17 protein-coding genes and 5 pseudogenes are annotated in these 25,074 nt (G+C 55.9%); 21 read left to right on the top strand and 1 reads right to left on the bottom strand.

Features of this window, described 5'->3' with window-relative positions:
- The first annotated feature begins 798 nt into the window (after positions 1–798).
- On the top strand, positions 799–2,157 hold the full coding sequence (locus tag MUBE_RS05695) for an FAD-binding oxidoreductase (protein ID WP_116539784.1): 1,359 nt from the start codon (positions 799–801) through the stop codon (positions 2,155–2,157).
- A gap of 49 nt (positions 2,158–2,206) precedes the next feature.
- Here the strand turns inward: MUBE_RS05695 and MUBE_RS17445 are convergent.
- Positions 2,207–2,649 (bottom strand): annotated as a pseudogene (locus MUBE_RS17445) (TetR/AcrR family transcriptional regulator); the annotation flags it as partial.
- 2,207 nt (positions 2,650–4,856) lie between these two features.
- Between MUBE_RS17445 and MUBE_RS05705 the strand changes: the two are divergent.
- The 20 genes and pseudogenes from MUBE_RS05705 to MUBE_RS16310 all read left to right on the top strand — a co-directional run.
- A pseudogene (locus MUBE_RS05705) lies at positions 4,857–5,294 on the top strand (hotdog family protein); the annotation flags it as partial.
- 114 nt (positions 5,295–5,408) lie between these two features.
- On the top strand, positions 5,409–5,600 hold the full coding sequence (locus MUBE_RS05710) for a hypothetical protein (protein WP_116539786.1): 192 nt from the start codon (positions 5,409–5,411) through the stop codon (positions 5,598–5,600).
- 129 nt (positions 5,601–5,729) lie between these two features.
- The gene (locus MUBE_RS05715; RefSeq protein WP_133297060.1) at positions 5,730–6,026 is read left to right on the top strand and encodes a hypothetical protein; all 297 of its coding nucleotides are present in this window, start codon (positions 5,730–5,732) and stop codon (positions 6,024–6,026) included.
- A 1,956-nt stretch (positions 6,027–7,982) separates the two neighbouring features.
- Positions 7,983–8,387, top strand: a complete 405-nt coding sequence (locus tag MUBE_RS05725; protein WP_116539789.1) for a hypothetical protein — start codon at positions 7,983–7,985, stop codon at positions 8,385–8,387.
- Positions 8,388–8,476: 89 nt separating this feature from the next.
- A pseudogene (locus MUBE_RS05730) lies at positions 8,477–8,960 on the top strand (acyl-CoA thioesterase).
- Positions 8,961–9,078: 118 nt separating this feature from the next.
- A pseudogene (locus MUBE_RS05735) lies at positions 9,079–9,513 on the top strand (SRPBCC family protein); the annotation flags it as partial.
- A gap of 655 nt (positions 9,514–10,168) precedes the next feature.
- Positions 10,169–11,621: pseudogene (locus MUBE_RS19365) on the top strand (AMP-binding protein); the annotation flags it as partial.
- Positions 11,622–11,963: 342 nt separating this feature from the next.
- On the top strand, positions 11,964–12,680 hold the full coding sequence (locus MUBE_RS05750) for an MlaE family ABC transporter permease (RefSeq protein WP_424399044.1): 717 nt from the start codon (positions 11,964–11,966) through the stop codon (positions 12,678–12,680).
- A 1-nt stretch (position 12,681) separates the two neighbouring features.
- Positions 12,682–13,551, top strand: coding sequence for an MlaE family ABC transporter permease (locus MUBE_RS05755; RefSeq protein WP_116539792.1), 870 nt, complete (start codon positions 12,682–12,684; stop codon positions 13,549–13,551).
- A gap of 5 nt (positions 13,552–13,556) precedes the next feature.
- Positions 13,557–14,882 carry an MCE family protein gene (locus MUBE_RS05760; protein WP_116539793.1) on the top strand — a complete coding sequence of 442 codons (1,326 nt, stop codon included), beginning with the start codon at positions 13,557–13,559 and terminating at the stop codon, positions 14,880–14,882.
- Complete coding sequence (locus MUBE_RS05765) at positions 14,879–15,919, top strand: virulence factor Mce family protein (RefSeq protein ID WP_116539794.1); 1,041 nt, start codon at positions 14,879–14,881, stop codon at positions 15,917–15,919. The genes MUBE_RS05760 and MUBE_RS05765 overlap by 4 nt, the downstream gene beginning before the upstream one ends.
- Positions 15,916–17,343, top strand: coding sequence for a virulence factor Mce family protein (locus MUBE_RS05770; RefSeq protein ID WP_116539795.1), 1,428 nt, complete (start codon positions 15,916–15,918; stop codon positions 17,341–17,343). The genes MUBE_RS05765 and MUBE_RS05770 overlap by 4 nt, the downstream gene beginning before the upstream one ends.
- A complete protein-coding gene (locus MUBE_RS05775; protein ID WP_116539796.1) occupies positions 17,340–18,950 on the top strand; it encodes a virulence factor Mce family protein in 1,611 nt (536 codons plus the stop codon). The genes MUBE_RS05770 and MUBE_RS05775 overlap by 4 nt, the downstream gene beginning before the upstream one ends.
- A 44-nt stretch (positions 18,951–18,994) precedes the next feature.
- Positions 18,995–20,161 carry a virulence factor Mce family protein gene (locus tag MUBE_RS05780; RefSeq protein WP_116539821.1) on the top strand — a complete coding sequence of 389 codons (1,167 nt, stop codon included), beginning with the start codon at positions 18,995–18,997 and terminating at the stop codon, positions 20,159–20,161.
- Entirely contained in the window at positions 20,155–21,705 is a 1,551-nt protein-coding gene (locus MUBE_RS05785; RefSeq protein ID WP_116539797.1) for a virulence factor Mce family protein, read from the top strand. Before MUBE_RS05780 ends, MUBE_RS05785 begins: the two co-directional genes overlap by 7 nt.
- Positions 21,675–22,376 carry an Mce protein gene (locus MUBE_RS05790; RefSeq protein WP_165849718.1) on the top strand — a complete coding sequence of 234 codons (702 nt, stop codon included), beginning with the start codon at positions 21,675–21,677 and terminating at the stop codon, positions 22,374–22,376. The genes MUBE_RS05785 and MUBE_RS05790 overlap by 31 nt, the downstream gene beginning before the upstream one ends.
- Before the next feature lie 2 nt (positions 22,377–22,378).
- Complete coding sequence (locus MUBE_RS05795; RefSeq protein ID WP_116539798.1) at positions 22,379–23,350, top strand: RDD family protein; 972 nt, start codon at positions 22,379–22,381, stop codon at positions 23,348–23,350.
- Positions 23,347–23,901, top strand: a complete 555-nt coding sequence (locus MUBE_RS05800) for a mammalian cell entry protein (protein WP_116539799.1) — start codon at positions 23,347–23,349, stop codon at positions 23,899–23,901. The genes MUBE_RS05795 and MUBE_RS05800 overlap by 4 nt, the downstream gene beginning before the upstream one ends.
- Positions 23,868–24,605 carry a mammalian cell entry protein gene (locus tag MUBE_RS05805; protein ID WP_424399039.1) on the top strand — a complete coding sequence of 246 codons (738 nt, stop codon included), beginning with the start codon at positions 23,868–23,870 and terminating at the stop codon, positions 24,603–24,605. Before MUBE_RS05800 ends, MUBE_RS05805 begins: the two co-directional genes overlap by 34 nt.
- Before the next feature lie 276 nt (positions 24,606–24,881).
- A partial coding sequence (locus MUBE_RS16310) for a hypothetical protein (protein WP_133297061.1) occupies positions 24,882–25,074 on the top strand: 193 nt, incomplete at its 3' end.

Raw genomic sequence — 25,074 nt, forward strand, 5'->3', positions numbered from 1 at the left:
ATATCCCCTAGACTACCATTCAGCGGTGATAGTGCCGTCATCTGCAGCTGACCGAAGTAGAAATTCAGTCTTGGGTTGATCGACGGAAACCATGAGTAGGTGTCAGAGAACTACTCAGGCCCTCAGAACCCCGCTTTCACCCCAATTTCGACCGCAGTGTCGTAAGGTCTTTGCAAAACCCTCCCTAAGGCCAGATAATTTAGACGACAGCGACCAGGTTAGAGGCTAGAGAACAGCCCTACTGGCGTGGGGATGTCGGTATAGTGGCCACTGGGGTCCGTAGCTAGCGTAGTCCAAGTCGACGAGCACTCATAGATCCGGCTGGAAAACATCGGCGATTGGAGGTCCTGTGTAAGGGTATAGTGCGAATTGTTGCCTGTGTCGCGTCTACGTCTGCCGCGTTGATTGCTGATCTGACATTTTTCTAGATTTGCTGTGGACGACGTCAATATCTGCGGGGTGGTGATGTATGCAATGTCCTGCTTCCTTCCTGACAACCGGGACCTTTCCCGGTCAAGAAAGTCCTATCCGCTATTGTGGATACTCGGTATTACGAGAAAATTAAAGTGATGATACTGGGCAGTCCGGTGTTTCACGTAAGCTTCGTTGAGTTTGTCCACCAACGACGAGTAGCCCTACGCGACTGATAGCGAGTTAGTTATTGACGGTGGACGAGTGACCGACGTATCGGACAAACATTTGTACAACCTGACGAGCCTGTACCGGTGGTATGTGCTGCTTGACCCAAGAATCTGGGCGGCGAGGGCGCGATAGCCTGAGGGTGCTATAACCGCGAGCATGCTGCGCAGCCTTAGGCCTCTGAAGAGCATCGTGGGATCGAGCCACGTAATCACGGACCCCGATGTACTGGCTGCCCACAGCGTGGACCACACCGGTCGGTGTCGGGGCCAGGCAAGGGCGTTGGTGCGGCCGGGTATGGCCGAGCAGGTGACTGAGGTGCTGCGGATCTGTCGCGATGCTGGGGTTCACGTCACCGTTCAAGGTGGCCGGACCTCGCTGGTGGCCGGCACTGTCCCCGAGCACAACGACGTACTGTTGTCTACTGAACGGCTACGGGCTATCAGTGATGTCGACACCGTTGAGCGTCGCCTCCAGGTCGGTGCCGGATGCACGTTGACTGTGGCCCAAAGTGCCGCGACTGCAGCGGGTTTGATGTTCGGTGTGGACCTAGTCGCACGCGACACTGCGACCATTGGTGGCATGGCCTCAACGAACGCCGGCGGTCTACGTACTGTTCGTTACGGCAGCATGGGTGAGCAAGTCGTCGGACTTGAGGTGGCGCTACCTGACGGTTCGCTGCTGCGTCGCCACAGCCTGGTGCACCGCGACAACACTGGCTACGACTTGCCAGCCTTGTTTATCGGCGCCGAAGGCACCCTCGGTGTCATCACTGCGCTGGATCTGCGGCTCCACCCGACTCCGTCGTACCGGGTGACGGCGGTCTGCGGGTTCGCCAACCTCGAGGCGCTGGTGGACGCAGGGCGGACGTTTAGGGATTTGGACGGGATCGCCGCACTGGAATTGATCGATGGCCGAGCCTGTGCGCTGACCCGTCAGTACCTCGGGGTGAGCGCCCCGGTTGAGGGCGATTGGCTGCTGCTGGTCGAACTGGCAGCCGACTACGATCAGTCCGGTCAACTCGCCGATCTGCTCATGGGCGCGCGGATGTGCGACGATCCTGCGGTGGGTGTGGATGTTGCGGCACAACAGCGGTTGTGGCGCGTGCGCGAATCGCTGACAGATGTGCTCGGGGTGTATGGATCGCCGTTGAAATTCGACATTTCACTGCCTTTATCGGCGATAAGCGGATTCGCAACGGAAGCAGCAGCTCTGATCCACGCGCACGTCTCGGGTGTTCAGGCGGCACTGCCGTTGTTATTCGGCCACATCGGTGAGGGTAGCTTGCACCTCAACGTTTTACGCTGTCCACTCGACCGGGAGAAGGAGTTGTACGTGGCGATTATGGACCTCATCGCGCAAGTTGGAGGCAATATCAGCTCGGAACACGGCGTCGGCAGTTGCAAGCGTGCTTATCTCGGGATGTCACGGGAACCCGCCGATATCGCCGCAATGCGGGCGATCAAAGCGGCGTTGGATCCGACCGGATACCTCAACGCCGCAGTGCTGTTCGACTGATCATTCCGGAGCCCTTGATGTCGACCGCGTGACGTAGCTGCGTCAGGAATTAATCCACGTCATTGCTTCGGCCTATATAGTGCGATATCGCGATCCGGGTTACCGTCGTCGTTTTTAACGCGGAGTTTGGGTCCGGGCAAGAGGAGTTGGAGTTCTTCCCACATTTGCGGGATGACCCGGGAGGCTTGTGCGATCACGTGCTCGGGCTCAACATCGATCATGTGTACCCCGGGTACGGGTATCTGTACTCAACGATGAACTGCAATGCGGTTTCTAGCCTGTCGGAACACTTTTAAGCCCCGCGGTTTCCTTGTCCAAACCGCTTTCAAAGAACTGTTGCTCATAGTGAGTTGAATGCCAAGAATAACTTGTCTTTGGATGCGAATCAATGGTACAGCGGTAGGGCGGGATACTCTGGTTTAGGCAGCCATTTCTGATTGACTAGGCTCAATTTTACCATCGTGACCGAAGTACCTCGACAGTGGCGGCGAGGTACTAATCTTTGTCAGGTTCATCGCTTGGGCCGTCAAGTTTATTATCCGGGCTTTTACAAAGTATTTTAGGGAACTGTGGAACTATTGGATCATTCGTCCGCCTCCAAGTAACGACTCGGTAAGTAACAGCCTGGATTATTCGCTCACAATCTTTACCGAGCACGGCAAAGTGTCACAGCACTACGATGCTGGTGTTAATCTAGCACGGCAGCTTCAAGCGCCACGGACCTATCCTGTTACCATTTCATGATGCGCGCGAAGTTTGATTTGTTGGCTCGTTTATGGATGCATGTGTAGGGGTGGGCTTGACTGGAGCTTTAGTCTTTTTGGTGTGGTCTTGCTGGTGGTGATCATGAGTAGCTCGGGGTGAGGGTCTGGATTTTACGTTGAATTGCGGCAGGCTTGATGTTGAACTTGCCGCCAATATCACTGTTTACGCCGACGATTAGAAACGCTACAGTTGCTGGCGATCTCATTCAAGATGGCGAGCCCCCATAGTACGTCCGTTGTTGCCTATGTGAGAGTCCTCCGTGTCGTCGATGACCAGCTCACCGAACTGTAGCAACATCATTTCTAGCTTGCCTCACTGCACAGTCATGTCGTACCTGCGCGTTCTACAGTCGAGGCGACAAGCAGCACTACGCACGCATCGTTATTGAATCAACACGCCTATTTTCTTCTTAATTTAAAGTATGTGGGTAATACCCTGGCCGGCTTGAGTGAGTTTTGACCTCGATTGCGCTCGTCATAATTGTGAGTATTGGTCGGCCGCTGCGTTTACCGCCAACGTCGACGATGCTAACAGTGTACATGAACGGTAGTTAGCTATACTGTGGCATTTATCCAGGGTTGTTTAGGATTAAGTGGAGTCGGTAGGCTTTTTAGTCACAGATCTAGAGGCGTTGGCGAAAGCGGCTGGCGCGCTGCCCGGGATCGATGATCGCCTGGTCACTGTCAGTGTTGCGGCAGAAAACAGTGGCCACTGTTGTGCCCTCGAGTGCTGACGAGGTGTCGACTTATGCGGCGAGGCAGCTACATGTGGCGGTGGACTACCACTAGGTTTGGTCATTGGTGGAGGTCTGGTGATGTTAAACAGCGCTGTCATATGGTGAGGAGCTATATTCGAGCACCGAGGCCAGCAAATCAAAACTCTTCGTGCTGACGATACCGGTACCGTCAGTCTAGGCGCCGGTGACAGTAGTAGTAGTATAGATAGGGCATAAGAAGAATGTTTCCTAGCTTCGCGTTGCGATCATTAGAGGTAAATGTCCGCAGGTTGCCTGTTGGCCCAGGAGCTGCCCGGATATAGGCTATCGTCGATGCGTGGCCGGACTTGTCGGATGAGCTGCATAGTGAGTGTGACGACATAAAGATGGCGCTGGCCCCCAGCGTATTTCGATTGACTGTAGATTGTTGCAGATCACACTAAGATTATCGCCAATAAAGCCAACACGGACACGAACGCCTTTTAGTAAGCGTTTTTATTGATCGTGTCATCGTCGTGGGTTTACAACAACAAGAATCGGAGAACGGTGCTGGTAAGCGACAGCGTGTTGGGAATACGCAACTCCGGAGATTGAATAACTTGAAAACTATTACCAGCTATACTGAGATCACAACGCCCAGGTTAGGATGCTTTATGTAAAGACAGTTTTGATAGATTCGTCAGTATTGATCGTTTGGTTGAGTTCGGCCAAGAAGTCGATGGTTCGGTTGCCACCAGTATCGAGAAGTTGTATACGTACGTCTGTACGAGCTCGGATCGGTCCGCCACCTCATCGACGGATCGCGGGTAAGGTGCGGAAGAGCAGCGCTAAAAAGACTTTCAATCTATTTTCGGAGCATGCTGGATACGATGCGTGGCCTGTTATGGTCGCCTACGCGTAGTGGCTCACGCCGGTTGTCACGGCCTTGCGGTCACCCAGTGACAATTCCATCGTCAGTATCTCACCAGCGGTGTGCCGGCAGCCGCACAGCCATGCTGTACCGACACTCTCTGAGTAGAGACGCTCAATTTACAGAATCTGGCTACAGTATCACTTTGTGCCGTGAGTTGCTTTCGCGAAGCGGCAACTATGATCTAAATAAGATTTAGAGTGTAGATTTGACCACAGATATAAGTAAAACCCAGTGATCGGTCGTCGGCTTGTCCAAAGTGTTTGGCGTGTAGGCCGACGGGTTAGGCCGGCTCACCGTACAGAAATACCAATGCCCGGTCGAGAGCTCCGACTCGTCAACGTCAGCAGCTCCGACGAAGTTAGGCTGTTAGAGCTGTCTGCGTGGGTGCATTACGACTCCATTGCTATCCGTGACGATTTGGTCAAGGTGCTCGTCTCGTACTTCACTGGCCACCTGGGGATCGCTACAACCATGCGTGCGGACCGCGGCATCGACATCAGGCAGGCGCATCTCACCGTATTCGCAGTACCAATGATGATCTGGATCGTCTTCCACAAACCTGTGCGTTGGCGAGGCTCAATGCTCTACACCTACGAGAGTACCCGGGTTGGTGCTGGGAGAGCGTGCGTTAGCGGAACTGTACACGTGCAAGAAGGTGCGCTGCTGGTCTTCTTTGTTCAGGAATCGTTGATCTGGTCGCTGCGTACCAGCGACGCCGAAATCGACTCCTGGTCACGTTTCTAACTGCTGAGAGGTAGAGATGCACTTTGCTATCACCCATCTGATGCACGGCCATTCTTACGTACAGTATTGCGATGTCACCGCGATGCGGTGGGCCGGGACTGGTAGGCAATTGACTTGGCATTTAGCAAGTTGGACGGTGGCAACCCTGCCGGCGTTGGCTTCAAAGCTGACGTTTACCTCTTTGGACTAGAAAAGCTGGCGGCCTTGGGGGTGAGCTGGGTACATGTTAGCTTAACTGGGGACAGCGTGGCGGAATCGCTCGACGCTATCGAGCGATTCCGCATCCTTGTCATGGACGCGGTCTAGATGAACTTCTTGGTGGTGGTTCTCTCAACCGACGACGCAGCTTTTAGTGATCAAACGTGCTCTTTCGTGGTTGCGTATGTCATCGATTAAGTGCGCCGGCATGATCGAGCGTCCAGCGAAAGCTTTGATGTGAAAGTACACTTGGCGCTGGATGCAGCAAGGTATCTGGCCGCGGACTTCAAGCTCGACACCTACGATGGGTTCAGTTCGGTCCGTCGACGAATCTTTGAGCTGGAAATTGCGCGAGCTCATATGACCACATACCAAATGGAGCCCACGTCAGTCGTCGTTCGGTTAGTGCAGCAGTTCGCATCCGTGGAGCTCACCAGCCAGGGTTCACTGGGAGTTCTGTCCGGGCGCATCCAGCTAGGTCTGGGCTACATTGAGCCCGACGGCGGCAATGATATAGCTATCTGCAAATTCTAAGCAGAATGCAACAATTACCGTCAGATTGTCAACGGCTCCAATACGTTCACCTCGAATACATAGAACGCCAGGCATGTATGCTGCTCATGAACACCCACCCGCAAGACTGATGGCCGAGGCAGTCGATGGGGGCGTGGCGATCCGGGTGGGGACGGACGCCGAAGGGCGAGGCCGATTGGATGGGGCGGGTATTATCCACGTTCAGGATGTTTGGCCCGCGTAGCGATCGGGCAAACGATGCACGCCACCTCGGGGATTTGATGGACATGTTGAGGACCACATCGATCTTACCAACTTACACTCAGAGTTCGGCCGATGATGGTATGACGAAATACCTATCCCGCCCGATCGTCACGCACGCATTCAAACTAAAATGCCCTAACTACGGTGAGTGATCAGCAGCGGTTGTGTTTTTCTATCCACTACTGTCTTGTCCTGAGACTTCCCGTACTTTCGGGTTTTCATCAGTGTGGGTGTCTGTCAACTTGGGGTATTGTTCAGCTAGGCGCAGCGAACATGCCGACCACATTCATTCCGTCGTTGTCCGAGACGCTTACCGTTCTCTGTGTCGGTGTGTATGCATTTGAGCGTGTGACCGCCTGGTCCGGGTAATTCTGCGCTTGGTTCTCGGTTGCAGCCGTCCAACGGTAACTTGTCGCGTCCATACGTTGCAAGGGAGTCAACCCATCGCGGCCTATATGCTTGTCGCGCCAGCCGTTGGTTGCAAGGTCGTGCGCGTGCCGGTCAGTGGCCTGCAGTTGGGGGTTCTGGTGGAGAGGGAGTACAAGGGGGTTGCGCTTACGCTCGTTGCTGGTTAATCAGATCAAGGGGTGGTTGGTCTGGATTCTTACGCGACGGCGAGGTTCCGAGCGACACCCCGGTCAGCGCGAGGACGACTGCTCCGCCGCCGACTTAATCGACACGTCAACCGGCTGGTAATCTTCATTCGTGTAAACGTCTTGTCCGAGAGCTTGATTGGTGTTGCATCCTGAACTGTTTCCCAAAGAATTATAAACCACAACAGTTTTGGTAGATTTTTCATCTTTGTAGTCGATACCGTCATCGCAACTGAGCCGGACGTGGAGGTAACGACGCTGGCATAGAGTCCTTTCGCGGGCACACGTGGTAATGCGAAAAGGTCAGCACCAGCTGTCGTCTCCTCAAATGTTCCACGGTGAATGGCGTGACACACAATTAGCAGCCGGTAACCTCCACTGGGAGCTTGCGGCCAACCGATTGCGATCAGACAGCGCGAAACGATGGGCAACGACAGTGCGTTTAGGTAAAACAACGCCCAGCCGTTGCTAGGCATAGTGCTTTGAGCTATAGCGCGCTAAGTGTGGGCTGTCGTGAGCGGACTGGTGAAAGGAGTGGCCACTTTAGCAGTGATTGCATTGCTTAGTGTGGTGGTTGGTTCCACTGTTAGGACGTATTTAGCAGCTAGTGCATCTGAAATTTTTATGCATTTAGTTACCATGGATCAAAGGCAAGATACACAACCATTGGATTCCTAGGGGGTCGATCGTAGTCGTATAGAGCAGTTGCGTTGAGTGAGTGACGGGTTTCGGTTTGGTTGATGTATGCACCGGAAGGGAAGCAGGCATCGACAAGGCGTTTCAAGTTACCTCGGTGAGAAAGCCGATCGCCGTTATCGTGATCCTCGAGTCATTCGTTGATCATGGGTCTGTCGCTGAGTACACCGGTTATGTAGATCCAATATCTCCGATGGCAGCACGTGAACGCTGCCAAATCCGTATCCACAGCCAGTAACCACGCAAAGGCTGCTACCCCACATGGTGGGGATCGCCCCTATCATAATCTTTATTACTCCTCGGGGTTCACTTCCGGTCAAGTCTTGTCGACCCTCGCCCAGGAATTTAACGGTCGGCCATCACCCCGCTTATCACGGTAGTCGCTGAACCAGAAACGCTGTGGTCCTATGCGCCGAGTGGCTACATGATCTTGCAGGCAGCGATCGATCAACAGAACAACTGGCGGCCGTTTGAACAGATTACCGATGAGTATGTGTTGCACGAGATCGTGGAATTACGCAACAGTAGCTTCGCTGTTCCGTTCGGTACCGCATTCGTCGGCAAGCTTGCGGTACCCTGTTTTCCCGATGGGTCGGTGCTGCCCACAGCCGAAGCGGGTGCTGTCGCGTGTACTGCACGATGGGATTTGGGTTTTGGCATAAATCTGGACGTGACGTTCATGAAGCACATGCCCGACGATCAGCCCATCGAAAACCCCGAATTTAACCCAGGTTATCTGATCTTTCCTGGCAAGCAAGACTGGCAGCAAAGGATTTGTGCTGATGATCAACTCCGCACCCGCAGATACGACGACCTCGTATATTCCTGAGCTGACGTTTGTTACCGAAGTGATCAACCGGATAGCTGGCGGCCAGCATTGGCTGGACTGACTTCATGTCGACGTCGGAACGTGTTGGAATATGTCCATGTCTTGGGTTCCTTCGGCACCGAACGTTCTCAAGAGTGGTGAAATTCCCGGTGCCCATCCAGTGGGCCAACAACGACGTGTTAGGTTACCTCTATAACGGCGTCTACTACCAGGTGTTCGACTCCGTGATCAAAGCGTGGATAAACGCCAGGTACCGAGGTTGACCCGAGCACTACACTTTTGCTGGGCGTCGTCGCCGAGTCAGGCTGTCGCTACTTCGCTGAACTGCGTTTCCCGGAAAGTCTAGTGGTTGACCGGTAGGTTGCCCTACTGGCACAGAGGAACGTCACCGACCTGCTCAACGTGTTCCGGGCTGCTCTCGACGGAATGACTACATCTATACCTATGCAAGCGCAGCCTATCATCGTGTTGGAGCACTGGGTGCACGTCTATGTCGATCGAACCGGTCGTGAACCGGTCCCTATTCCGGACGCAATATGGTCATTGCTGGTTGCGGCTTGCGTTAACCAATAGATCCGATGCGCCGGATCGTGACTGAGATGGCCTCCGAGGAGGTCGCTTTCGTATCGACCACAACTTAGGCTGTCATCGGGGTGCCAGCCGCGTACCCCGTTATGGTTATGCTCCGCGAATGCCAGTTGTGAGCAAGACCATCGAGGTAAGTGCCGACGCCACGTCGATCATGGCTATCGTCGTCGACTTCGAGGCCTACCCTCAGTGGAATGAAGGGGTCAGGGGCGTTTGGGTGCTCGACCACTATGATGACGGGCGTCCCAGCCAACTACGTCTCGACACCGAGATTCAAGGCTTGGAAGGTACTTATATCCAGGCTGTGTATTACCCGGGCGTGAATCAGATCCAAACCGTCATGCAGCAAGGTGATCTCTTTACCAAGCAGGAGCAATTGCTTAGTGTAGTGGAGATTGGGGGGGGCAGCTTGTTGACGGTGGATATCGATATCGAGCCCAGCACGCCGGTGCCCGTCCCGATGGTCAAGTCGCTCCTTAACAACGTGCTCGACCACCTCGCCGAGAACCTCAAGTTGCGCGCAGAACAGTTGGCTGCCACCCAGGGGTTTCAGCGGCTCGCTGGCTCGCCCGAAAATTCCAGCAGCAGACTGGTGTGGCCGTAGGAGTGGATGAGATGTCGGTGATGCGACTGGTCCACGCGACGGCCAGTTCCGTGTGATCATTGCCGTAGCCAGAAACGTCGTCGGTGTTCTGTCGGGTCAATGGCAGGATGATGTGACCGCGATGTGGCTCAGACGCAGATCCCCGGACATGACGCCCGCAAGTGGCTCGCGAACTTGTTGGACAACTGTGCTCGGGGTACTGGTGGTTGGTTACGCGGCTGCGCCGTTAAGAATACTTTCACGTAGCCCGTCAAAACTTTCGGCGGCTGGGCTGGCCCGGGTGGAATGTGACAGAGGCTTGTGATGAGACCACCGAGACTATTGTGTTATGCGCAACACAATTTCTTGATTGGATATCAACTGCCACGTAGCGATACACGAGCGGAAGGTTGAATTATTTGGTTCACCACGCAACTTGAACTTGCCAACTACCTCAGACCGGCCACTGATCAGGCCTATTTCACTCGGTGGCATAGCTGTGTTAACCAGCTCGAGTGGCATAAACATTAATGCAACAGCAGGGGGTGACGCTGAAGGTTGCTTGGTGACAGGGCAACATAACCCAATTTATAATTTATAATGTAGCTCCGCTGCCCTGGTCGGTGCGTTAAGTCATCGGGGAGTCGACTGCGGGGACCGGGTGATGGTCCTGATGTTTAACCGTCCTGAGTTCGTCGAGTCTGTGTTAGCCGCCAACATGCTTGGAGCGATTGTGGTCCTGGTGAACTTCCGGCTTACTCCGGCCGAAGTTGCTACCTTACTCGAAGACTGCAAGACACGGGTGATAGTCACCGAAGCCGTGCTGTGGCGCCAGTAGCCACCGGGGTCCGTGACATCCAACCGATGCCGGGCACAATCGTCATCGCCGGCGGCTCCTCGGACGTTCACGTATCCAGTTATGCAAGGTACATCAACGAGCTCAGTGATGTACCTGAACCGGTAGACATCGCGAACGACTCACTGGCTCTGATCGTGTATAATACGGATATCCCGGGCAATCCCAAGGGCAGTGCTGACGTAAACCAAACCTAGTCGGCCAGACGATGATATCTCTCTACATCAGTGGCGCCAATATCGATATCATAAGCGATATTGGTTTAATTCGGTGTCCTGTTGTTTCACATCGCCAACATTGGCAGCATGCTGACGGGCATGCTATTTGGCGTTCCCACGGTGATCTATCCACTCGGTGCGTTTGTTCCTGGCCAGCTGCTCGATGTGCTAGCGACGAGAAGGTAGCCAGCATTTTTTCTAGTTCCAGTGCAATGGCAGGCGATGTGTGCCGAGCAGCAAGCCGAGCCACATAATCTGCAGCTACAGGCCATTTCCTGAAGAGCTACTCCTGCATCAGATGTGCTACTGTGGCAAATGTCGGTGATTGTATCCGGAACCCAGGCACTGGCGATATTCGGCACGGCCGAGACGTCCTAGGTTACGTACATGCTACTTAGCGGCAACGTGATCTGTAGGCATCGGTCGGCAGGCAAGGCAACTTCGGCGGTCGTCGCTTAGGTGGTTGACGATAACATGCACGACGTGGCGGTCGGTGAGGTATGGGAAATCGTCTTCTATCGGGCACTAAATATTGATTAGCGGTTATTGGAACAACCCAGCGGCTACCTCGGAGGCGTTTGCTGGCGGCTAGTTTCATTCCGGGGACCTCGTTCGAATGGATTCAGGATAATTACTTCTGGGTAGTAGACAGCGAGAAAGACAGGATCATCGCTGGTGGTGAGAACATTTACTGCGCCGAGGTGGAGAATGTTCTCTCCAAACCATTTTGACTCCAAACCATTTTGACATCGTCGAGTAAGGCGGAGTGCCGATCGCGGTTGGGACGAATAAGCATTTGCGGCTTGAAGAACTAACTGAATTACTGGTCGATCGGCTCGCGCACTTTCAAGCATCCCGCAGTGCTTCAGGTCGTCGACAGGCTGCCTCGTAACCCGGCTGAGAAGGGGCTCAAAAGTGAACTGCGATCCTGTTTTCGTAACCTAGAAGAATTACGAAAGTCATTCTGTATCAAGATGTTCGATCATTGAAGGGGACTGCTGATATAGTCGAAAGTGGTTGCTGGGCGTTGACGATGAGGTCAATTGGGCCGATGCGATGCGCATGCGGGTGACCATCGGGTACATTCTTGTGGTCTCCGTTACCACCCGCAGGGTGGGTAGCCGATGGTTACTGAAGTTACGGTCGGAGCAAGTGAAGTACGGTTCGAAACTTAAGGAGGCGGCGTGCCACACAATCTGCCGCCGCGTAGCGACGTCCGTGGTTTCAGCATTAAGGGGGCAGCGGTGACGACGGAGACGCGCCCGAGCCTGATCGGGTACGCTCGTGACCAACTTCAGACGCCGCTGACTCTTGTTGGCGGGTTCTTCCGGATGTTCACGCTAACCGGAAAGGCGTTGTTCCGGTGGCCATTCCAATGGCGTGAGTTCATATTGCAGTGTTGGTTCATCATGCGGGTGGCATTTTTGCCGACCGTCATGGTTTCGATTCCGCTGACCGTGTTGTTGATCTTCACTCTCAACGTTTTGTTGTCGCAGTTCGGTGCCGCTGACCTATCTGGCGCGGGTGCGGCGATCGGGGCAGTCACCCAGCTCGGCCCGTTGACCACGGTGTTGGTGGTGGCCGGTGCCGGATCAACGGCCATATGTGCGGACCTGGGCGCACGCACCATCCGCGAGGAGATCGATGCGATGGAGGTGCTTGGCATCGACCCCATCCATCGGCTAGTCGTGCCTCGGGTCGTTGCTGCGACGCTGGTCGCCACGCTACTCAACGGCTTGGTCATCACCGTGGGCCTGGTAGGTGGCTACCTTTTCGGGGTTTACCTGCAGAATGTGTCAGGAGGTGCCTATCTAGCCACCTTGACCACTATTACCGGCTTGCCCGAGGTGGTGATCGCCACTGTCAAAGCTGCGACGTTCGGACTCATCGCTGGCTTGGTCGGCTGTTATCGTGGCCTGACTGTACATGGTGGTTCCAAAGGGCTGGGTACCGCCGTCAATGAGACCGTGGTGCTTTGCGTGGTCGCGTTGTACGCGGTAAACGTGGTGCTGACTACCATCGGCGTGCGATTCGGAACAGGACGCTGACATGTCGACTGTTGCTGTCTTGCGTGCTCGCTTCCCGCGGGCCGTTGCTAATCTGAATCGTTATGGTGGAGCCGCAGCACGCGGAATCGACGACATTGGCCAGATGAGCTGGTTTGGTCTTGTTGCCCTCGGGAATATCCCTAATGCGCTGAGCCGCTATCGCAAGGAGACACTGCGCCTGATTGCCCAGATCGGTATGGGCACCGGTGCCATGGCGGTCGTTGGTGGCACCGCTGCGATAGTCGGGTTCGTTACACTCTCTGGTAGCTCTTTGGTCGCTATCCAGGGCTTTGCGTCGCTGGGGAACATCGGTGTCGAGGTGTTTACCGGCTTTTTTGCCGCCCTGATTAACGTGCGCATCGCTGCTCCCGTTGTCACCGGTATCGCCATGGCGGCCACCGTCGGCGCCGGTGCCACCGCCGAACTGGGGGCAATGCGGATCAGCGAAGAGATTGATGCCCTGGAAGTGATGGGGATAAAGTCGATCTCGTTCCTGGCGACCACTCGGATCCTAGCCGGGCTGGTCGTCATCATTCCACTTTATGCGTTGGCGATGACCATGTCGTTCCTGTCTCCGCAGATTACCACGACAGTGCTCTATGGGCAGTCAAATGGCACCTATGAGCACTACTTCCGGACCTTCCATCGTCCCGATGACGTTTTTTGGTCGTTTTTGGAGGTCATCATCATCACGGCGGTCGTGATGATCACGCATTGCTACTATGGGTACTATGTCGGTGGTGGGCCCGTTGGCGTTGGCGACGCCGTCGGGCGATCGATGCGTTTCTCTTTGGTGTCGGTGCAGGTTGTTGTTTTGTCCTCCGCGTTAGCGCTCTATGGCGTTAACCCCAACTTCGCTTTGACGATATAGCCGCCATGACATCACCAGCAAAGATCAACACATTGCGAAAGCCGCCGTACAAGTTGGCTGGGGTCGCCTTGTTGGTCGTGGCTGTAGTGATTTTCAGCTTGGTCTATGGGCAGTTCCGAGGAAATTTCACCTCTAAGGTCAAGTTAACGATGCTGGCCGATCGGGCTGGGTTGGTGATGGATCCGGGCTCGAAGGTCGTCTACAACGGAGCTGAGATTGGCCGGGTTACCAACATCTCGGAGACTGTGCGTGACGGCAGGCCGGCCGCCACATTCATCTTGGATGTGTATCCGCGGTACCTGTCTTTAATTCCCGCCAACGTGAACGCCGATATCAAGGCGACTACCGTTTTCGGCGGCAAATATGTGTCTTTGACGACGCCGAAAAAACCGTCGCTGAAAAGGCTCACACCACAGGCCGTAATCGACGTTAGATCGGTGACCACGGAGATCAACACATTGTTTCAGACCATTATCTCGATTTCAGAGAAGGTGGATCCTGTCAAACTGAACCTGACGCTGAGCGCGGCCGCGCAATCACTGACTGGGCTGGGTGAGAAGTTCGGACAGTCAATTGTCAATGGCAACGCGATTCTTGATGACGTCAACCCGCAGCTGCTGCAGGCCCGTCACGACATCCAACAGCTGGCGACCCTGGGTGACGTTTATGCCAACGCAGCGCCGGATTTATTTGATTTCCTTAACAATTCGGTTGTCACATCACGTACGATCAACCAACAGCAGAAGGACTTGGACCAAGTGTTATTGGCTGCGGCCGGGTTTGGCAACACCGGTACGGATCTCTTCCAGCGCGGGGGACCCTATCTGGCGCGGTCCGCTGCCGACTTAGTGCCGACGGCCCAGTTACTGGACACTTACAGTCCGGCGATCTTCTGCACCTTGCGTAACTATCACGACATCGAGCCTAAGGCCGCTGCGATTCTCGGTGGCAACGGCTATTCTCTCAATGACCATATTGAGCTGTTGTCGGGACTGGGATTCATGCTAAACCCGACATCAGCGATATCCATCCTTGGCGGAGGAGTCCTCTCACAAGGACTCCTAGCCCCGCTTGGGCTAGCAGGAGTGCTCAACGGGGCACCGAATCCTTACATCTATCCGGAGAATCTGCCGCGGGTGAACGCTCGCGGTGGGCCGGGGGGTGCACCAGGTTGCTGGCAGCAAATCACCCGCGATCTGTGGCCCGTGCCTGAGTTGGTCATGGACACAGGCAACAGCATTGCGCCGTACAATCATTTGGACGCCGGTTCGCCTTACGCCATAGAGTATGTTTGGGGCCGTCAAGTAGGGGATAACACAATCAACCCATGAAAATCACCGGTACTGTCGTCCGACTCAGCATTTTTTCGTTGGTACTGTTGCTATTTACTGTGATGATCATTGTGGTGTTCGGTCAGATCCGTTTCGGCCGTACCAATGAGTACTCGGCGGAGTTCATCAGTATCAGTGGTCTGCGTGCGGGCCAATTTGTTCGCGCCTCGGGAGTGGAGATCGGTAAGGTTGACTCTGTTGCGCTGATCGACGGCGGCAGGCGAGTGCGGGTGAAATTCAACGTCGACCGCTCGGTGCCGCTGTATCAGTCGACGACAGCACAGATCCGCTACCTCGACTTGATTGGCAACCGCTACCTAGAGCTCAAGCGTGGCAAGGGTCAAGGGTCGGACAAGATAATGCAGCCGGGTGGATTCATCCCGCTGTCCCGGACGTCGCCGGCGTTGGATCTCGACGCGCTGATTGGTGGTTTCAAACCGCTGTTTCGGGCGCTGGACCCAAACAAGGTCAACACCATAGCCTCGACCCTTGTCACCGTGCTTCAGGGCCAGGGAGGCGCTATCAACGATATTCTCGAGCAAACAGCTCAGCTTACCAGTGCTATTGGTGAGCGTGACCAGGCGATCGGTGAGGTGGTTAAGAACTTGAACATGGTTTTGGACACCACTGTTCGGCATCGCAAAGAATTCGACCAGACCGTCAACAATCTTGAGTTATTGATCACCGGGCTTAAGGATAACGGTGACCAATTAGCGGGTGGCTTTGCGCATATCAGCAACGCCGCGGGGACAGTGGCCGATCTGCTGGCCGAGGACCGCGAGTTGTTGCACAAATCGATCAACTATCTGGACGGGATTCAGCAGCCTCTGATCGATCAGCGGCAACAGCTCGAGGACTACCTTCGGAAGTTGCCGACCGCGTTGAACCAGATCGGGCGCGCGATAGGCTCTTACGGGGACTTTGTGAACTTCTACTCCTGCGACATCACGCTCAAGATCAACGGGTTGCAGCCTGGCGGCCCTGTACGCACGGTCCGGCTTTTCCATCAGCCGACGGGTCGGTGCACGCCGCAATGAGAACGCTGGAGCCCCCCAATCGACTTCGCATCGGGCTCATGGGGATCCTGGTGGTAATGCTTTTGATCGGCGTGGGTCAAAGCTTCGCCAGTGTCCCGATCTTGTTCGCCCGGCCCAGCTACTACGGACAGTTCATCGACACCAGCGGACTTAACAAGGGTGACAAGGTGCGCGTTGCCGGCATGGATGTCGGCAAGGTGGAGTCACTAAAGATCGACAGTGACCACGTTGTGATCAAGTTCTCCATCGGCACCAATAGCATCGGCACCGAGAGCCGGTTGGGAATCCGCACTGACACCATCCTTGGCAGGAAGGTCCTTGAGATCGAGGCACGCGGCAACCAGCCGCTACGGCCCGGGGATAGTTTACCGCTGAGCCAGAGTGCGACTCCTTATCAGATCTACGATGCGTTCTTGGACGTGACCAAGGCTGCGTCAGGCTGGAACATAGACACCGTCAAGCAGTCGCTGAAGGTGCTGTCGGAAACCATTGATCAGACCTACCCGCACCTCAGCGTTGCACTCGATGGTGTGGCCAAGTTCTCCGACACCATTGTCAAACGCGATGGGGAGATCAAACACCTGCTTGAGCAGTCCAATCAGGTGGCCAGTGTTCTCGGTGACCGTAGCACGCAGGTGGACCGGTTGTTGGTCAACACCAAGACCTTGCTCGCGGCGTTCAACGAACGCGGGCGTGCTATCGATGCGTTGTTGAACAATGTCGCTGCGTTCTCGGCCCAGGTGCAAGGACTGATCAACGAAAACCCGAATTTCAATCACGTGCTGGAACAGCTGCACCAGCTGAGCGGTATCTTGGTCCAGCGCAAAGACGACCTGGCTAATGATCTCATTCAGGTCGGCGCCTTCCTGCCATCGTTGAATGAAGCCATCGGGTCGGGACCTTTCTTCAAAGTGGTCCTGCACAATCTGGCGCCATATCAGATTCTGCAGCCGTGGGTTGATGCCGCGTTCAAGAAGCGCGGCATCAACCCCGAGGACTTCTGGCGCAGCGCTGGGCTGCCGGAATTCCAGTTCCCCGACCCCCACGGCAACCGTTTCCCCAATGGCGCACCATCTCCTGCGCTGCCGGTGCTGGAGGGTATTCCGGAGCATCCGGGACCGGCCGTTCCACCGGGATCGCCATGTTCCTATACACCGGCGCATCCGGGCGACAATGTAACCATCGGGGATGAGGTTCTGTCGCGACCGTGGAATCCGCTCCCGTGTGCCGGTGCGACCACCGGTCCGTATGGTGGGCCCACCTTCCCTGCGCCAATCGACGTTCAAACGTCGACGTTGAACCCCGATGGGTTGCCTCCAGGTCCACCGGCACCGCCCGAGTTTAAGGCACAGTTGCCGGCCTCGTTCATTAACTCGGGAGACACGGGAGTCAGTAGTGGTGTCACGGAAGGTAGTCAGACTTGAATGCTATTTTCGGTATCCGTGATTTGAAGCCATCGAGGCGGTTACGAACAGCGGTGATTATCGGATCGCTGTTGGTGGTAGTAGTCCTTGTCGTCGGGTTCGTTGGTTGGAGGCTTTACCAGAAGCTGACAAACAACACCGTTGTTGCCTATTTCCCTGCTGTGAACGCGCTCTACACCGGCGACAAGGTTCAGATCATGGGCTTACGCGTCGGGTCGATCGATTCGATCGTGCCGGCCGGCGACAAAATGAAGGTTACTTTTCACTATCAGAACAAGTACAAAGTTCCGGCCAACGTCTCCGCGGTGGTCCTCAATCCGACCTTGGTGGCGTCCCGCTCGATTCAGTTGGAGCCGCCCTACAAGGGTGGCCCTTTGTTGGGAGATAACGCGGTGATCCCGATCGAGCGCACGCAGGTGCCGGTGGAGTGGGACGAGCTGCGGGACAGCGTCACCAACATTATCTCCAAACTCGGCCCGACCAAAGAGCAGCCGAGAGGTCCGTTCGGTGACGTCATCGAATCGTTTGCCGATGGGCTGGCCGGCAAGGGCAAGAAAATTAACACCACGTTGGACAGCCTTTCGCGGGCGTTGACTGCATTGAATGAGGGGCGTGGCGACTTTTTCGCGGTGTTACGGAGTCTGGCGTTGTTCGTCAACGCACTGCATACCGACGATCATCAGTTTGTTGCTTTGAACCAAAACCTGGCCGACTTAACCACTCGACTTGTGCACTCCGACACTGACCTGTCCAATGCGTTACAGCAGTTCGACAGTCTGCTTTCCACGGTGCGCCCTTTCCTTATTAAGAACCGCGAAGTGCTGGCTACCGATGTTAAGAACCTGGACACCGTGACCACCACGATAGTTCAGCCGGAGCCGTTGAACGGGGTGGAAACCTTCCTGCACGTCGCTCCTACGGCAGCATCAAATCTCAACCAGATTTACCACCCGGCGCACGGTTCCGTTGTCGGTGTGCCGACGATTTCCAACTTCGCGAATCCGATGCAGTTCATTTGCAGCGCGATTCAGGCTGGCAGCCGATTGGGATATCAGGAGTCTGCCGAACTTTGTGCGCAATATCTTTCGCCAGTCTTGGACGCGATCAAGTTTAACTACCTCCCCTTCGGTTTGAACCTTTTAAACACGGCGGAGGTGCTTCCCAAGGAGGTCGCCTACTCCGAGCCGCGGCTGCAGCCACCGAACGGGTACAAGGACACCACTGTCCCGGGGATCTGGGTGCCGGACACTCAGCTGTCACATCGCAACGTCCAACCTGGCTGGATCGTCGCCCCGGGAATGCAAGGGCAGCAGGTCGGGCCGATTACGGCGAGCCTGCTGACCCCCGATTCGCTGGCTGAACTCATGGGTGGCCCGAACATCGCGTCTATTCAATCCAACCTGCAGACGCCGCCGGGACCGCCTAACGCGTACGATGAGAATCCAATTCTGCCACCCATCGGCTTGCAGGCGTCGGTGCCGATACCGCCGCCACCGCCAGGACCGAATGTGGTGCCTGGTCCGGTTGCTCCAACGCCGGCGCCAATAGCGCCAGCGGCTAACGCCGGCGGCCCACAGCTACCCGCTGAGATAGGTGCGGGACAATGAGGTGCCTGATGGGTAAGCTAACCAATTTGGCACCGAGGCGCGCGATGAGCGTGGTACGTGTGAGCAGACTGTGTCACCGGGCCTGGCAGGGGTTGGTGTTACTGGTGGTCGCGTTGTTGCTGAGCTCGTGTAGTTGGCGTGGAATTTCTAATGTCTCAATTCCAGGTGGTCCGGGCAGCGGCAAAGGGTCCTACACCATCTACGTGCAGATGCCGGACACACTGGCAATCAACGGTAACAGCAAGGTCATGGTTGCCGACGTCACAGTTGGTTCGATACGCGCCATCAACTTGAAGAACTGGGTAGCCACCCTGACGCTAGGTTTAAACAGGGATGTCAAGTTACCGAAGAACGCCACCGCCAAGATTGGCCAGACCAGTTTGTTGGGCTCTCAGCATGTGGAGCTGGCTGCACCGGCAAACCCGTCGCCAGAACTGCTTAAGGATGGCGACACCATACCGCTGAAAAATTCGTCGGCGTTCCCCACCACCGAGCAAACACTGGCCAGTATCTCCCTGATCTTGCGCGGTGGTGGCATCCCGAACCTGGAAACGCTGACGAACGAGGTCTTCAACTTTTTCCACGGGCGAGGCGATCAGATCCACGCCTTTCTAACAAAGCTGGATACCTTTGTAAGCCAGCTCAATCAGCAACGTGATGACATCACCCACGCCATCAACTCGACCAACCGGCTGTTGACCTATGTGGGTAGCCGCTCCGATGTCCTTGATCGAGTGCTGACTGACATTCCGCCGCTGATCAAGCATTTCGCCGACACCAAGAACTTGCTCATCAACACTACCGATTCGGTTGGACAGCTCAGCCAGGCTGCCGATCAGTACTTGTCGGAGGTGCGTGGCCCCCTGCACACCAATCTGCAAGCGCTGGGATGCCCACTGCGGGAACTCAGCCGGGCCTCACCGTATCTGGTGGGCGCGCTGAAGTTGATTTTAACCCAGCCGTTCGACGTCGACACCGTTCCGAAGATTATGCGGGGCGACTATCAGAATGTGTCACTGACGCTGGACGTAACTTACAGTGCCATGGACAACGCGGTGCTGACTGGTACCGGATTGTCTGGGGCTCTCCGTGCTCTCGAGCAGTCGTTTGGTCGCGATCCTGAGACGATGATTCCTGATGTTCGCTACACGCCGAACCCCAATGATGCACCCGGTGGACCGTTGGTGGAAAGGGCAGATAGACGATGCTGACTGCTTTCATCAGACGCCAACTTGTCCTGTTCGGCATCCTGACCATTATCTCGCTGACTGTCCTAGGTGTGTACTACTTGCAGATTCCAAGCCTGGTAGGTATTGGCCGGTATTCGCTGAAGGCGGAGCTTCCCGCAACGGGCGGGCTGTATCCGACGGCTAATGTGACCTATCGTGGCATAACTATCGGGAGGGTTACCGGTGTTGAGCCGACCGCAACGGGCGCCGAGGCGACTATGAGTATCGACAGTCGCTACAAGGTCCCGATCGATGCGTCGGCGAATGTACACTCGGTGTCAGCGGTTGGTGAGCAGTACTTGGATTTGGTGTCGACCGGGAACCCTGGCAAGTACTTGGCCCCCGGACAAACCATCATCAAGGGTACTGTGCCCAGTGAGATCGGGCCGGCACTGGACTCCGTTAATCGAGGGCTTGCCGCGTTGCCCAGGGAAAAGATCGGCTCGTTGCTCGACGAGACAGCGCAAGCAGTTGGCGGGTTGGGGCCGGCACTGCAACGGTTGGTCGATTCTGCTCAGACGATTGTGGGCGATTTCAAGACCAACATCACCGATGTCAACGACATCATCCAAAACTCTAGGTCGATCCTGGACAGCCAAGTTCAATCCGGCAGTGCGATTGAGCGCTGGGCGCACAACCTGCACGTCCTAGCGGCGCAGAGTGCACAACAAGATCAGCATCTGAAAAGCATTCTTTCCCAAGCAGCGCCGACTGTCGATGAGGTTAACGCAATATTCAGCGACGTGCGGGATTCACTGCCGCAGACGCTGGCCAATCTCGAGATTGTGATCGATATGCTCAAGCGCTACCACAACGGTGTCGAGCAGATGTTGGTGTTTCTGCCGCAGGGTGCTTCGATTACGCAAACGGTGGCGGTGTCGTTCCCGAATATGGCCGCGCTTGACTTGGCGTTTTCGTTCAACCAGCCGCCGCCCTGTCTGACTGGCTTCATTCCGGCAGCGGAGTGGCGGTCGCCGGCGGACACTAGCCTGCAGCCGTTGCCAGTCGGCACGTACTGCAAGATCCCGATGGACACGCCAGCCAACAGCGTACGCGGATCACGAAACATCCCGTGCGTTGATGTCCCGGGCAAGCGGGCGGCTTCGCCACGGGAATGTCGCGATCCCAAACCGTACGTTCCGCTGGGGACCAACCCTTGGTTCGGCGACCCGAATCAGCTCCTGACTTGCCCGGCGCCCGGAGCGCGCTGTGATCAGCCAGTCAAGCCAGGTTTGGTGATCCCAGCGCCGACGGTTGACAACGGCGTGAATCCGGCGCCTGCGGATCGACTGCCAGGGATACCTCTGCCGGTCAGCGACCCCTTGTCGCGGCCACGATCGGGTAGCGTGCAGTGCAACGGACAACAGCCTAACTCATGTGTCTACACCCCGGGCCGGCTTCCCTCTGCCGTATACAGTCCCCAAAGCGGTGAGCTGGTTGGGCCCGACGGAGTGAAATACTCCGTCGAAAACTCGACCGAAATAGGAGACGACGGATGGAAGGAGATGCTGGCGCCAGCCGGCTGAGTCTCCCACCGATGTCGATGCTTTGTCGTCTGCGTATGCTCTCCCGGAGATCAGGTAAGAGAATTCGACAGGGCGCCAAGCTTGTGGCCGACCAGGCCAGCACCGAGCCGACCATCGAGGAGTTGCCAGCATCAGAAGTCGCAACCGACATTTCGGGTGTTAGGTTCAACCGGTCGCGTCTAGGTCGCAGGTGGCTTGCGGGTATCGCTGTGACGCTTTTCCTAACCGCCAGCGGAATAGGGGCCGGTGGCTACTGCGCGCTGCGTTATCATCAGGACAGCCAAACGATAGCGCGCAACGACGCCGTGGCGCTGAAAGCGGCGATGGATTGTGTCGTGGCGACACAAGCGCCAGACACTAACGCGATGGCGGCCAGTGAACAGAAGATCATCGACTGTGGTACCGATGCTTTCCGCTCCCAAGCTCTGCTCTACACGAGCATGCTTGTTCAGGCATATCAGGCTGCGAACGTACACGTTCAGGTGTCCGATGTGAGGGCAGCGGTTGAGCGCAACAACAACGACGGTTCCATCGATGTGCTCGTCGCACTCCGCGTCAAGTTATCTAGCGACCAGGCGCAAGGCCAAGAAACCGGCTACCGCTTACGGGTGAAAATGGCGTTTGCTGAAGGCCAGTACAAGATCGCCAATCTCGATCAGGTGACAAAGTAGCGGTGGTGGTCGAGAAGAGTCAGACCGCTGCGGTCATCCCAGAGCTATCGCCGAATTGCTTGGCGCCGTGGCATCTTCGGGTGGGCGCATTCGCTGTCGATGTTCTGCCGGGTCTCGTTGTGGTAGTGGCGATGGCATCGGTTGTTCTCACTGTCCCGCTACGCAGCGCGTGGTGGTTGTTGTGTATGGCGGTTGGTGGCGTCGTCATCTTGCTGCTGTTGGTCAACCGGTTATTATTGCCGGCAGTCCTCGGTTGGAGTTTAGGGCGTGCCTTGTGCGGTATCGCGGTGGTAAAGCGTGATGGGGCAGCTATTGGGCCGTGGCGGCTGTTGTTGCGGGATCTTACCCATCAGCTCGACACGGCAGCAGTGCTCGTGGGCTGGCTATGGCCACTGTGGGATTCGCGGCGCTGCACCTTCGCTGACAAACTGCTGTGCACCGAAGTACGCTGCATACAACTGGGCAAGCGGAAGCGCACCATAAGACGGCGGGTCTCGGTGGCCCTGTTGACTGCGACGGTGGTGTGCCTAGGTGGTGCCGCCGTGAACTATGTGGTGGTGTATTCGCATGATCGTGCAGTCGACCAAACTGGCGCGCAGATAATGATTCAGGGACCGAAGATGGTCGCGCAGATGCTGACCTACAACCCAAAAACGCTACGGGCCGATTTCACGCACGCCCAATCGCTGGCTAGCGACAAGTATCGCCGCCAGCTGGCTGTGCAGCAGGATGTTGTGGAGAAGGGGCACCCGGTTATCAACGAGTACTGGCCGATCGCGGGCGCGATCCAGTCTGTCACGCCAAATCGTGCGACGATGCTGTTGTTTATGCAGGGTCGCCGAGGCGCGGCGCCTGACCAACGATACATCAGCGCAACCGTTCGAGTGAATTTTGCTAAGGATAAGCATGGCCATTGGCTCGTTGATGACCTCACTGTGTTGACCAAACCGAGACCACCCGGGAACGGGAAATGAGTCCCCGCCGCAAGTTTCAAGCCGGCGAGGGACCACTGCTTGCCGCGGGGACGGTGGTGTCACAGCGACGATGGGGTTTGGCGTTTGTCGCCACGGTTACTGCATTGGTGATGACGGCGGCAACTATGGCATCAATCCTGATGTCGATCTCACATGCATCCCGTGAGCACGCCATGACCAAGGACCAGCAGGTGCTTAGCTACGTCAAATGGTTTATGGCGGAGTTCACGACCCTTGATCCGTATCATGCCAATGACTATGTATCACGGATATTGGCGCAAGCGACTGGTGACTTTGCCAAGCAGTACCACGATAAGGCAAACGAGATTCTCTTCCAGGTCGCCAGAGCTGAACCGACCACTGGCACCGTGCTCGACGTCGGCATGGAAAGATGGAATGACGATGGCAGCGCTAATGTGTTGATAGTTACCGAAGTCACCTCCAAGTCGCCGGATGAAAAGCAGGTAGTCGAGAACACAAATCGTTGGGTGGCAACCGCGACTCGGGAAGGGGATCAGTGGAAGATCAGCAATCTGCTGCAGGTGACTTGACTGTCAACACGAGTTCAGCAGCCTTAGCTGCTAACGTAACCGAAGAATCACAAGGAGTCACCGAGTCAGCTGGAATCGCTTCCGGTGAGATCGACGGTGCGGTAGTAGAACAGTCAGACGGTGACGCTGAGAACCAAGAAGAGACACTTGCGTCAGCGGTTGAAAGCAGTGGCACCCTAAGGAGCCGGCTGGCCGGCCAGCATATGACTCTCGCCGTCGCAGTAGCCGCGATATTATGCGTTGGTTTCGCAGCCTTTGCGGGCGCGACCGTGCAGCTCTACCTGGTTGATCGCGCTACCGCTGCAGTCAAGCTCAAAGTGGCGCGGGCAGCAGCCAACACAGTAGCCGTTCTGTGGACTTATACGCCGGAGAACATGGACACCCTGGCTGACCGCGCGGCGACCTACCTCAGCGGCGATTTTGGTGCCCAGTACCGCAAATTCGTCGATGCTATCGTCGGTCCTAACAAACAGGCCAAGATAACGAGCAGCACCGAAGTAACCGGCGTGGCGGTTGAATCACTTGATGCTCCTAATGCCATCGCCATCGTATATACCAACACCACATCCACCAGCCCACTGACCAAAAATATTCCTTCGCTGAAGTATCTGTCCTACCGCTTGTTTATGAAACATAGTGCTAATCGCTGGCTGGTGACCAGGATGACGACTATTACATCACTGGATTTGACGCCGCAGTTGTAGTCTGGCCGTAGTGTCTTGACTTGCAGCTCTGCTATTAATAGTGGGCGCTGGCCAAGTTTGTTGTAGCAGATGGCAGGGCTGCGCCACAGTTTGGTTGTGTAGAAGCTACGTCTGATGACGTTGCGGGCCTGGTAGTCTTCGGGGTCGAGTCATGGTGGTCGGCCGCTGTGGGGAGCGACAACACACCACGGTCAGGCGGTTTGATGCCCAGATTTTGTGATTCGACCCGACCTTTGTGTGGCGAGTGATGCCACTCTGTATCTTGGGCGGCGTTGGTTGACCAGTCACTCACGCCAACGCCGCATCCCAGGTGCCCTGGTCACTCATTTGATGCCTCTCTGCCAGGGCTTCTGCCCACCCTGGTCTGGTGTTGTGTGGTTTTGTTTTATGTGGGGTGTGGTGGTGTGGGTTGTGGTGTGGGTTGTGGTGTGGGTCGATGGGTTGTGTGAGTTGATCTACTGTGTGGATG

Origin of the sequence: Mycobacterium uberis, from assembly GCF_003408705.1 — a bacterium.
Classification (GTDB): Bacteria; Actinomycetota; Actinomycetes; order Mycobacteriales; family Mycobacteriaceae; genus Mycobacterium; species Mycobacterium uberis.

What these genes read in the sequence shown, in the direction of transcription:
- MUBE_RS05695 (WP_116539784.1), top strand. Translation starts at nt 799, where the DNA reads ATGCTGCGCAGCCTTAGGCCTCTGAAGAGCATCGTGGGATCGAGCCAC.
- MUBE_RS05760 (WP_116539793.1), top strand. Translation starts at nt 13,557, where the DNA reads ATGACATCACCAGCAAAGATCAACACATTGCGAAAGCCGCCGTACAAG.
- MUBE_RS05755 (WP_116539792.1), top strand. Translation starts at nt 12,682, where the DNA reads ATGTCGACTGTTGCTGTCTTGCGTGCTCGCTTCCCGCGGGCCGTTGCT.
- MUBE_RS05770 (WP_116539795.1), top strand. Translation starts at nt 15,916, where the DNA reads ATGAGAACGCTGGAGCCCCCCAATCGACTTCGCATCGGGCTCATGGGG.
- MUBE_RS05780 (WP_116539821.1), top strand. Translation starts at nt 18,995, where the DNA reads ATGAGCGTGGTACGTGTGAGCAGACTGTGTCACCGGGCCTGGCAGGGG.
- MUBE_RS05725 (WP_116539789.1), top strand. Translation starts at nt 7,983, where the DNA reads ATGATCTTGCAGGCAGCGATCGATCAACAGAACAACTGGCGGCCGTTT.
- MUBE_RS05765 (WP_116539794.1), top strand. Translation starts at nt 14,879, where the DNA reads ATGAAAATCACCGGTACTGTCGTCCGACTCAGCATTTTTTCGTTGGTA.
- MUBE_RS05790 (WP_165849718.1), top strand. Translation starts at nt 21,675, where the DNA reads ATGGAAGGAGATGCTGGCGCCAGCCGGCTGAGTCTCCCACCGATGTCG.
- MUBE_RS05750 (WP_424399044.1), top strand. Translation starts at nt 11,964, where the DNA reads ATGTTCACGCTAACCGGAAAGGCGTTGTTCCGGTGGCCATTCCAATGG.
- MUBE_RS05800 (WP_116539799.1), top strand. Translation starts at nt 23,347, where the DNA reads ATGAGTCCCCGCCGCAAGTTTCAAGCCGGCGAGGGACCACTGCTTGCC.
- MUBE_RS05785 (WP_116539797.1), top strand. Translation starts at nt 20,155, where the DNA reads ATGCTGACTGCTTTCATCAGACGCCAACTTGTCCTGTTCGGCATCCTG.